Origin of the sequence: Runella sp. MFBS21, assembly GCF_029433105.1 — a bacterium.
GTDB lineage: Bacteria > Bacteroidota > Bacteroidia > Cytophagales > Spirosomataceae > Runella.
In genome coordinates this window covers 56,294-67,450 of record NZ_JARNTW010000016.1, presented here as the reverse complement: position 1 = coordinate 67,450, position 11,157 = coordinate 56,294, and the positions used below count along the sequence as shown (strand labels likewise).

The window sequence follows — 11,157 nt, the reverse complement described above, 5'->3', positions numbered from 1 at the left end:
AATTATTTCCTGTGCCTATACCCCTACATGCTCAGGAGTTTTCCCGTAATTCTGATTTGTTTAATCAGCAGATAGCAGCTGTTTTGTCCCACATTAAGCCACCCATTTTTCCCAAGAAGGAATTTAAAGTACAGGTTAAACAAGGCCACTCTTTCCAGCAGGCGGTCAATCAAACCATTGAAGCCTGCCACAAAACGGGCGGAGGACGGGTGACTGTTTCCAAAGGAGAGTATGTTTGCAACGGCCCTATCAGGATGCTGTCAAACGTCAATCTGCATCTTTCGGAGGAAGCAATTATTCGTTTTGGCACCAATCCTGCCGATTACCTGCCTCTTGTCAAAGTACGTTGGGAAGGCACCGTTTGTTATAACTATTCGCCGTTGGTTTATGCCAATGGACAAAAAAATCTGGCCATTACGGGCAAGGGAATCTTCGACGGGCAAGCCGACAAATTCTGGTTTGTCTGGAAAAAACAACCCAACGGCGATGACCAGGAAAAGGCTAAAACCATTTTGCGAAAAATGGGCGAAACGGGTGTTCCAGAATCACAACGTGTATTTGGGGAAGGGTACAAATTACGGCCTACGTTGCTGGAGTTTTACGATTGTGAAGGAATTTTGTTGGAAGGATTTACGGCACAGCAAAGCCCCTTCTGGACGATTCACCCTGTTTTCTCCAAAAACATCACGATTCGTAACCTGACCATTCATCACGGCACTACCAACGACGATGGCATCGACCCAGATTCGTGCGAGGACGTACTGATTGAAAATTGCGATATAAACACCGACGACGACCCTATTTCTATCAAAGCAGGACGCGACCAGGATGCCTGGAGTCGGAAAGGTTCGCGCAATATAGTGGTCCGGAAATGTACCCTTCGGTCGCGTATTGCCAACGGATTTTGCATCGGGTCGGAGATGTCGGGAGGGGTCGAGAATGTCTGGGTCGATGACTGTAGGATTCCAACAGCCAACTTGGGTCTTACGCTCAAAGCTAATCTCGACCGAGGAGGATTTGTCCGTAAACTGTGGGTACGAAATATCATGATTGATAGCTGTCGTCAGGCCGCGATTCGAATGCAAATGGATTATCACAGTTATCGGGGTGGCAATTTTCCGCCTGATTTTGACCAGATTACACTCGAAAATATTCAAGTTCATTCTGCCCGTGATTATGGGTGGTGGTTAGTGGGCGTACCTGCTAAACCTATTGGATTTGTGCAAATTCGTAATATTAAATTTGATTACATAGGTAAGGGAAACAAGGCTGAATTTGTCAATCTAAAAACGAACGATTAAATGTCTTGAGTTATGCAAAGAAGAGATTTTTTATCAGCAACATTAGCGGGGGCTGCTTCGGCCTCACTTCCTTTGACGGCATTGGGTCAGACGACCGCACCGAATGTAATGGCAGGCAGTTTGAGTGAGCCCGCCCGCGATATACCCGTGGTCGATAGCTACGATGTCATTGTGTGTGGGGCAGGACCTGCGGGAGTAGCAGCAGCCATTGAAGCAGGGCGTACGGGGGCCAAAACCTTGCTGTTGGAAGTGCATGGTTGTTTGGGAGGAGTCTGGACATCAGGCTGTTTGACGTGGATTATCGACAACAAAAACAAAGGTGGGCTGGTCGCTGAAATCAAAGATAAACTTCGTGAGCGCAAAGGTAGTGCGACCATTCCCACGGGTAATTCGTTTTCGTTTGATGCCGAACAGATGAAAATCCTATTGGAAGAATTGTGCCTACAGGCAGGGGTTACGATACGGCTTTTTACCCGAATTGTAGCTACGTCACAAAAAAACGGGAGATTAACGCACGTCGTTACCGAATCTAAATCAGGCCGTGAAGCATGGGCAGGAAAAGTTTTTATTGACTGTACAGGCGACGGCGATTTGGCTGCCCGTGCGGGTTGCAATTTTGACTATGGCGATAGCGCAGGGCAAGGTCAACCCATGAGTATGCTTTGTCTGATTACGGGTGTTCATTATGCTGAAATAAAGGAGTTTATCCGAGATGAAGAAGACAGTAAAATAGGCTCACGTTCCAAAAAACGGTTAGAGGAGGCAATTATTAAAGGTGGTCATAAGCCTTCCTATACACGTCCCAGTTTGTTTCCTATTTATGAGGATTTACATATGCTCATGGCCAACCACGAATACGGTTATTTGGGAACCGATGCTCGTCAGGTAACCGAGGCCACATTGAAAGGACGAGCCGAAGTCCACAAGATTATTCATAGTTTGCAGTCACTCGGGGGACCGTGGACCAATCTGAAAGTGGTTGCTACAGGTGCTCAGATTGGGGTTCGGGAAAGCCGCCGTATTCATGGTTTATATACCGTTTCGCGCTTGGATTTGATAAAAGGCGCACGTTTCGAAGATGCCGTTTGTCGAGTCACGTTCGGAGTGGATGTTCATTCGGTGAAAAAAGAAGACGAAGCGGGAGCTTACAACAGAGGTACCAACATCAAACCCTATGATATTCCGATTCGGGCGTTGATTGCCAAAGATGTGCAGGGATTGATGATGGCAGGCAGATGTATCAGTGGCGACTTTGTGGCGCATTCGAGCTACCGAGTTACGGGCAATGCCGCCATTATGGGACAAGGCGCAGGGCGAGTAGCGGCATTAGCTGCTCAAAAAAATATACTACCTCAAGACGTAAAATGGGCGGAGGTAAAGTGGTCGGTGGAGTGATAAACAATACAACTTTGGGTGAGAATTAGGTCACAATAGACGTGATTGCTAAAAAAAGATAACGTATGATCGAAGATAGTGACAGAAAGAAAAGAGAGAGTCTTTGTACCTTCAGTTGATTTCGTACATCGCCATTTTCAACAAAAAGCAGTTACGACTAGAAGTTGTAACTGCTTTTTGTTGTTAAGTGTTTGTTTTACAATAGTTTGAGTATTTGTCTTGCCTGGATTAATATTTTAGATGTTCTCAAATTGATTAAAATAAGGAAAGAACGAATAGGGAGAGGAGTCAATTTCTAAGTGTCTGTTTCCAAAGCCCAAGATTCTGCCATTTACATTCTCTAAAAAATCTTTAATTGGACTCCGAACTTTTAATAGATAAGTGGTTAAGCCTGATAAAATAGCCTATCAGTTGCATAAATAATTGCTTGGCGGTAGTAATGAAAGCGAAGAAAACCTAAAATTTTTTAGATAGTTTAACAAGGCAAAAGTAGACAAAAAGGGATATTCTCTTGAGCCTTTGTTTGTACTTATGTTGTAGCAAATAAAAAAGCCGCTACGAAAAGTCTTCGTAACGGCCTATTAATCAGTGTAGCGGGGAGCAGGATCGAACTGCCGACCTTAGGGTTATGAATCCTACGCTCTAACCAGCTGAGCTACCCCGCCATCGTTTTGGTGGTGCAAAAGTAGAATAAATAATTTTATTATGCAAACAGATTTTGAATAATAAAAGGAAGTTTCTATTTTGCCGCTATCGTAAGAGCGATGAAAGGATGAAGTAAAGATACTGATTTGTACGTTTTTATCCCTAGTCTATAATACTAACCATTAACCAAACCCAAATACTATGCAAAAATTCAAATACACCGACGAATACGAGCTTAGAGCTTCTCCTAAGATGCTATTTCCGTATGTGAGTACGGCATCGGGGTTGTCACAATGGTTTTGTGATAAAGTCAATATTAGGCCTGACCATACCTTTGACTTTGTATGGGATAAGGAAAGTCATATTGCAGAGCAAACGTCGTTGCGACTCAATAAAAGCGTGAAATTTGAGTTTCTTAATACGAGTGAGAGTAATCGCGACAACAATTACATCGAGTTTAAAATAGATGTTAGTGATTTGACAGGCTCTACCTATTTACGCATTACGGATTATTCACTCAATGCTGATGCTGAAGAACTAAAAGACCTTTGGGGTGGTTTAATAGAAAGTCTGAAGGAAATTGTCGGAAGCTGAAGAAGGGGTAGAAGTCATGAGTTGATTGATGAAACAAATTATTTATTAAATTTCATTAATCATTAACGCCTGACTATTAGCAGCCCAAGTCGAATGCATGAAAAAGATTGATAAGTTAGTTTTACGGTCGTTTTTAGGGCCGTTTGTGTTGACGCTGTGTATTGTTGTCTTCATTTTCTTGATGCGTCTTATTTCTCAGTATCTCAACGAACTTGTAGGAAAAGACATTGATTTCATAAATTATGTTAAATTATTAACTTATTTTAGCCTAATTACCATCCCTATTGCACTGCCCTTGGCAGTTTTGCTTTCGTCGTTGATGACCTTCGGAAATCTAGGGGAGTTTTTTGAACTGACCGCCATCAAAAGCGCAGGGATTTCTACTTGGCGTGCTATGCGCTCTGTGATGGTTGTAGTGATGTGTATTACGCTTTTTTCTTTTTGGTATAATAATGAAGTCGCTCCTTGGGCTAACCTTAAAGGGTATAGCTTACTTTATGATATCAAAACCGCCAAAGCAACCCTCAATATCAAAGAGGGGATTTTTTATAACGACTTGCCAGGCTACAATATCAAAGTAGATAAAAAATTTCCAGCGCCCAACGAACGAAGCCTCAAGGGGCTGGTCATTTATCGGCACCCTACCAACGACTACAATGCGGGCAACCGAGAGGTGATTTTGGCGGATTCAGGATTGATGTATACCATTCATGACAAAGCCTACCTCGTTTTTGAGCTTTATAATGGCAATCAATACAGCGAAAGTGCGCAATCGGGTGGTGCTTATTCCTCAGCTGATAATCGTCAATTTACCCGTTCTCATTTTGGGCATTATAAAATGGTGGTGAGTTTGGAGTCTTTTGGACTAAAACGTACCGATGAGACACAGTTTCAGTACCATGAATACATGAAAGACGCCGTAGAATTGAGAAGAGTAGCCGATTCGCTCAAAAAAGAGTATAAAAAATCAAGGGATGGGCTTTTTACCCAATCAAAACAGTACTTTAGCTATGCCTTCAGAGCAGAGACTTTACCTAAGCAAACAGCCCCAAAGTATGGAAAGTGGGTGGATTCTTTGTTGAAGAAAAAGCCTATTATAAGTGCTTCAGAGAAGGAGCAGATTGTAGCTACTGCCCTAAACCAAGCCCAAAACGTAAAATCTTATGCCGAAAGTAACAAAACCTACATTAGCGAAAAAGGCAAAGCATGGTATCGGTATGATTTGGAAATGCACCATAAATATACCCAAGCGGTTTCGTGCTTTGTAATGTTTTTATTGGGAGCACCTTTGGGAGCTATTATCAAAAAAGGAGGCTTTGGAATTCCGGTTTTGGTATCGGTATTATTTTTTATCTTGTCTTATGTATTGACTTTACAAGGTGATAAATGGGCGAAAGATGGCTTGGTAGTGGTACCGATAGGAGCTTGGTTTTCAAACGCTATATTATTACTGGTTGGATTTTACTTTGCAGATAGGGCTATGAAGGATTCTAGACTATTCGACAAAGACATTTACGTGATTTGGTTGGAGAAAATAAAGAAAAAATGGGACAATGGGGCCGTATTAAAAAAATGGCGAAAAGATAAAACAATTTATTCAAATTAATTTAGTATCTTTGCAGCCGTTTTTATAATTATGTTTTTTCTTTTAATCTGAGGTTACAATTATGTATTTAACATCGGAAGTGAAAAAAGACTTGTTTCAAAAATATGGCAAGTCTGAGAGCGACACTGGCTCACCCGAATCACAAATTGCTTTATTTACCCACCGTATCAACCACTTGACAGAGCATTTGAAGCAGCACAAGCATGACAATGCTACCCGTCTTGGTCTTTTGAAATTGGTAGGAAAGCGCAGAAGATTATTAAATTATCTTCAAAAAAATGACATCAGTCGTTATCGCTCTATCATCGCTGAATTGAACATCAGAAAATAAGCGATACTCAAACAGGGAATTCCAAACAGTTGGATTCCCTGTTTGTCATTTTCTTCCTTGATAGAACGAACTACGCTAGTTTATTTTATCCAAAAAATATTTTACAAAAAATCATTTAGGAAGAGCTAAAAGTAAAGTAGCAATAAGCTATAAATGACTTATGCACTTAAATGATAATATCAATAGCCCAAAGGGGGCAAAAAGCGGTTTATTAATTCTTCTTTCATGTTTAACATCATCACTAAGACCATTACGCTTCCGGATGGTCGTACTATCACAATTGAAACTGGAAAGTTAGCCAGACAAGCCAACGGCTCGGTAGTTGTACGTATGGGCAATACGATGCTGCTGGCAACGGTTGTGTCCAATCCAGAAGCCAGACCCGGTACTGATTTTCTACCATTGTCGGTCGATTACCAAGAGAAATTTGCCTCGGCGGGTCGAATCCCTGGAAGCTTCCAAAAAAGAGAAGGTAAGCTCTCTGACCACGAAGTATTGGTGAGCCGTTTGGTAGACCGAGCACTCCGTCCGATGTTTCCAGACGACTTTTATGCAGATACACAAGTAAATGTATTTTTGATTTCGGCCGACGCCGAAGTATTACCAGATGCCTTAGCTGCTTTGGCAGCGTCATCAGCTTTAATGATTACAGATATTCCGTTTAATGGCCCTATTTCTGAAGTAAGGGTAGCCAAAATAGACGGGCAGTATATCATCAATCCTCCTACTTCTCAACTCAAAAATGCAACCCTCGACCTCATTGTAGCTGCCTCTGCAAAAGATATTTGTATGGTGGAAGGTGAAATGAGCGAGGCTTCTGAAGAAGAAGTGGTAGAAGCCCTCAAAGCTGCCCATGAGGTGATTAAGATTCAATGTGCAGCGCAAAAAGAATTTGAAGCAGCGGCTGGCAAAACCGAAAAACGCCCTTTTGAATATGTGACGCACGATGAAGAGTTGCGTCAAAAAGTAAGAGAGGCCTGTTATGACAAAATTTATGCTGTAGCTCAACAAGGCTCGGCCAACAAACAAGTTCGTAAAGAGGGATTTAAGGCTGTCATTACGGAATACCTCGAAAAATTCAAAGAAGAAAATCCAGAAACATACGAAGAAAAACTTCCCCTCATAAAGCGTTATTACCACGACTTAGAATGGGAAGCTTCACGTAGACTTGTGCTCGATGAAAGAAAACGCCTCGACGGAAGAGCCTTGGAGCAGATTCGGCCGATTGAGAGTGAGGTAGATTTTTTACCTGCTCCGCACGGATCGGCGCTTTTTACCCGCGGTGAAACCCAATCGCTCACTACTGTGACCTTGGGCACTAAAATGGACGAACAAATCATCGATACAGCGATGGCTTATGGATACGGACGTTTTTTGTTGCATTACAATTTTCCAGGGTTTTCTACAGGAGAGGTAAAACCTAACCGTGGACCTGGTCGCCGTGAAGTAGGGCACGGCAACTTGGCGCATCGTGCATTGAAAAAAGTATTGCCTCCCGATGAAGAAAATCCATACACAATTCGTATAGTTTCTGATATATTAGAATCAAATGGTTCCTCCTCAATGGCTACTGTATGTGCTGGTACGCTTGCGCTTATGGATGCGGGTGTGAAAATAAAAGCACCAGTGGCCGGAATTGCAATGGGATTGATTACGGATGAGGCTGGTAAATACGCCATTTTGTCGGATATCCTTGGGGATGAAGATCACTTAGGTGATATGGATTTTAAGGTAACTGGTACCGAAAATGGAATCACGGCTTGTCAGATGGACTTGAAAGTCAATGGACTTTCGTATGAAGTATTGACCGAAGCATTGGCTCAAGCTCGCCGTGGTCGTTTGCATATTTTAGGTGAAATGAAGAAAGCCATCACTGAGCCGCGTGAAGAACTCAAACCTCATGCTCCTCGTGCAGTAGTGATTCAGATTGCTCAAGACCAAATCGGTGCCGTAATCGGGCCAGGTGGTAAGATTGTGCAGGAGATTCAGCGTGTATCTGGTGCTACAGTGACCATCGAAGAGCGCGACAATGCGGGCTTTGTGAGCATATTTGCAACCAATGGGCAAAGCATGGATATCGCTGTGAAGCGTATCAAAGGGATTGTTGCTATTCCAGAGGTAGGCGAAGTGTACACCGGAATCGTGAAGACCATTCAGCCATTTGGTGCATTTGTAGAGTTTATGCCGGGCAAAGACGGGTTATTGCATATTTCTGAAATTACGTGGGAACGCCTCGAAAATATGGACGGGGTACTTCAAGTAGGTGAAGAAGTACAAGTGAAATTGGTAGAACACGATAAAAAAACGGGTAAATTCCGCCTGTCAAGAAAAGTGCTCTTGCCCAAGCCAGAAGGCTACGTAGAACGACCTCCTCGTGAGGATAGAGGAGACCGCAACGACCGTGGAGATAGAGGAGAACGCCGTAAGGATGATAACCGCCGCCCACGGTAAGTAGATTTTTGGTTTTTTAACTTAAAAATCCGAGCGTTTTTTAACTTTTAGTCCTCTTTTTTCGTTACCAAATAGAAGTAAACAGCACCAAAGTATAAATAAATGAGACAGCTTAAAATCAGCAAGCAGATTACCAACCGTGAAAGCCAATCACTCGATAAGTATTTACAGGAAATTGGTAAGGTAGATTTGCTCACCCCCGATGAGGAGGTAACTTTGGCGCAACGAATTCGGGAAGGTGATCAGCAAGCATTGGAGAGATTGACAAAAGCAAACTTGCGTTTTGTGGTATCAGTTGCAAAACAATACCAAAACCAAGGTTTGTCGCTTGGTGATTTAATCAATGAAGGAAACTTAGGTCTTATCAAAGCGGCACAGCGTTTTGACGAAACCCGTGGTTTTAAATTCATTTCGTACGCAGTATGGTGGATTCGTCAATCCATCTTGCAGGCTTTGGCCGAGCAGTCCCGTATCGTGCGTCTTCCACTCAACCGTGTAGGATCTCTTAATAAAATCTCAAAGACATTTTCGGATCTTGAGCAGAAATTTGAACGTGAGCCTTCGCCCGAGGAATTGGCCGAAGTACTTGATATTTCTGCCAATGAGGTCGTAGATACTCTCAAAATCTCTGGACGTCACGTCTCCATGGATGCTCCTTTCGTACAAGGTGAAGAAAATAGCCTTCTCGATGTACTCGAAAACGACATGGAGGAGAAACCAGATCAAGGGCTTATCAATGATTCGCTACGAAAAGAAGTAGCGCGTGCGCTTTCTACGCTTACTCAACGTGAATCAGATGTCATTGCCTTATATTTTGGCTTAAACGGTGAGCACCCAATGACCCTAGAAGAAATAGGGGAAAAATTTAATCTTACTCGTGAAAGGGTACGCCAAATCAAAGAAAAAGCGATTCGTCGTTTGCGTCATACCTCACGTAGCAAAGCCCTCAAAACTTATTTAGGGTAGATTTTTCGGTAAAAAGCAAGAAGGGGTTGTCTCGCAAAGACAACCCCTTCTTGCTTTTTAAGGAATTGAAAACTAAATACATTCAGCCAATGAATAACACCATAGATGATATACAAATGACGAAGAGAGTCCTGCCTATAGTGTTGGCCACGTCTATTTTTATGCAGATGTTGGACTCTACCATTCTTAATACTTCTTTACCTTCGATTGCCAATTCATTGCACGAGTCGCCCCTACATATGCAAAATGCGATTGTGAGTTATGTACTTACTTTAGCGGTATTTATGCCAGTGAGTGGTTTTTTGGCGGATAAGTTTGGAACCAAAAAGATATTTATTCTTGCCTTATTATTTTTTAGCATTGGTTCATTTTTTTGTTCACTTTCTCAAAACTTAACCCATTTGGTCATCGCAAGGGTGATACAAGGAATAGGGGGAAGCCTGATGACACCAGTGGGGAAATTGGCACTTATTAAGACATTTCACAAAAATGAGATAGTAAAAGCGATGAATTACGCTATTGTCCCCGCACTCATTGGTCCTGTACTTGGACCTTTGTTTGGAGGTTATATCGTTGATTTTTTGAGCTGGCATTGGATTTTCCTAATCAATATTCCCATGGGATTAATTGGCATTTTGTTGAGTCAAAAATACATGCCAAATTATAAGGCTCCTTCTACTCATTTTGATTTGAAAGGTTTTTTAATCTTCGCCTCTGCTTCTTTATTGATGTCCATTTCGTTGGAGTGGCTAGGGAATGCGAAGAATCTTACACCTGTACTTCTCGTTTTTATTTTGAGCTTTTTATTGTTATTTTTTTACTATAAGCATGCCTTGTTTGCGCAGTATCCCATTTTTCCTCTCAATTTGTTTAAAGTAAGAACATTTCGGGTAGGAATTCTTGGGAATTTAGCAACGCGCTTGGGCATTAGCTCTGTACCTTTGTTGGTCCCTTTGATGATTCAAGTAGATTATGGCAAAAGTGCTGTTCTTTCTGGCTGGATTGTGGCGCCCATGGCTGTTTCGGCGATGTTTGGAAAATCGGTAGTTATTAGAATTCTAAACAAATGGGGCTATCGAAAAACACTGATGTTCAATACGTTTATTATTGGTCTCATGATTTGTTTATTGGCTATTCCAGCAGTGAATAGCGCTGTTTATACCTTTATGCCTATTTTGATGGTTTTAGGTTTTTTCAATTCTATTCAATTTACGGCCATGAACACCATCTCAATTGCTGACCTTAGAAATTATCATGAGAGCAATGGCAACTCCTTACTTTCAGTCAACCAACAGTTGGCGATAGGGTTTGGGATTTCTTTTGGGCTACTTTTATTAAAAATATTTCAGGAACATTTACCAGCACTCCACTTACATGAGGCTTTTCGATATACCTTTCTAGCTATTGGAATACTTACAATTATTTCTGGATTTGTTTTCAGACGGTTACATCCCTATGATGGAAACAATATGAAAACAGATTAGTCTTTGAGAAATAGCAACAAGAGGGACTTGAAAAGAGGTTTAATAAAAATCCCAATTCATGCTATTAAATCATCGATTACGTTTAAACATCCGTATATATGTTGGTAAAATAATTAAAGGAAAAACTTTTTATACTAAATTTCCATTAGTATGCCAACAGCAAAAGATGTAGCTCAGCTCAAAGAAATACAAAAAAATCTAGAATTAGGAAGGCAAGCGTACGATCTAAATAATGAAATGGATGATGATCGTTATTTAGTAGTCAAACCAGTAGGCATTGCGAACGATAACAAGGAGGGAGAAATGATAGTGTGGGATATTGTAGAAAGCAATGTTGGGTTCAGTAAAATTAAAAAGAAAAAAGATAGCTCAACCTAACACAAC

At 41.6% G+C, this 11,157-nt stretch carries 9 protein-coding genes and 1 tRNA gene; 9 read left to right on the top strand and 1 reads right to left on the bottom strand.

The genetic code is table 11. The features are described 5' to 3' along the window. Nucleotides 1-11 precede the first annotated feature (11 nt). Both P1X15_RS23865 and P1X15_RS23860 read left to right on the top strand, forming a co-directional pair. On the top strand, nucleotides 12-1,301 hold the full coding sequence (locus P1X15_RS23865) for a glycoside hydrolase family 28 protein (protein ID WP_277340649.1): 1,290 nt from the start codon (nucleotides 12-14) through the stop codon (nucleotides 1,299-1,301). Between the two features lie 12 nt (nucleotides 1,302-1,313). Next, entirely contained in the window at nucleotides 1,314-2,696 is a 1,383-nt protein-coding gene (locus tag P1X15_RS23860; RefSeq protein ID WP_277340648.1) for an FAD-dependent oxidoreductase, read from the top strand. Nucleotides 2,697-3,287: 591 nt separating this feature from the next. Here P1X15_RS23860 and P1X15_RS23855 read toward each other — a convergent pair. Beyond that, nucleotides 3,288-3,361 (bottom strand) — tRNA-Met (locus tag P1X15_RS23855). Between the two features lie 181 nt (nucleotides 3,362-3,542). Here P1X15_RS23855 and P1X15_RS23850 point away from each other — a divergent pair. From P1X15_RS23850 to P1X15_RS23820, 7 genes are all read left to right on the top strand, one after another. Then, entirely contained in the window at nucleotides 3,543-3,935 is a 393-nt protein-coding gene (locus P1X15_RS23850) for an START-like domain-containing protein (RefSeq protein WP_277340647.1), read from the top strand. A 97-nt stretch (nucleotides 3,936-4,032) separates the two neighbouring features. Then, entirely contained in the window at nucleotides 4,033-5,541 is a 1,509-nt protein-coding gene (locus P1X15_RS23845; protein WP_277340646.1) for an LptF/LptG family permease, read from the top strand. Between the two features lie 61 nt (nucleotides 5,542-5,602). Next, nucleotides 5,603-5,872 (top strand): 30S ribosomal protein S15, encoded by a 270-nt coding sequence (rpsO, locus tag P1X15_RS23840; protein ID WP_028667722.1) that lies wholly within the window; start codon nucleotides 5,603-5,605, stop codon nucleotides 5,870-5,872. A 225-nt stretch (nucleotides 5,873-6,097) separates the two neighbouring features. Then, nucleotides 6,098-8,323 (top strand): polyribonucleotide nucleotidyltransferase, encoded by a 2,226-nt coding sequence (gene pnp, locus P1X15_RS23835; protein ID WP_277340645.1) that lies wholly within the window; start codon nucleotides 6,098-6,100, stop codon nucleotides 8,321-8,323. 102 nt (nucleotides 8,324-8,425) lie between these two features. Beyond that, entirely contained in the window at nucleotides 8,426-9,289 is an 864-nt protein-coding gene (locus P1X15_RS23830; RefSeq protein WP_013930257.1) for an RNA polymerase sigma factor RpoD/SigA, read from the top strand. 89 nt (nucleotides 9,290-9,378) lie between these two features. Further along, complete coding sequence (locus P1X15_RS23825; RefSeq protein ID WP_277340644.1) at nucleotides 9,379-10,773, top strand: MFS transporter; 1,395 nt, start codon at nucleotides 9,379-9,381, stop codon at nucleotides 10,771-10,773. Nucleotides 10,774-10,923: 150 nt separating this feature from the next. Continuing rightward, nucleotides 10,924-11,151 (top strand): hypothetical protein, encoded by a 228-nt coding sequence (locus P1X15_RS23820; RefSeq protein WP_277340643.1) that lies wholly within the window; start codon nucleotides 10,924-10,926, stop codon nucleotides 11,149-11,151. Nucleotides 11,152-11,157: the final 6 nt, after the last annotated feature.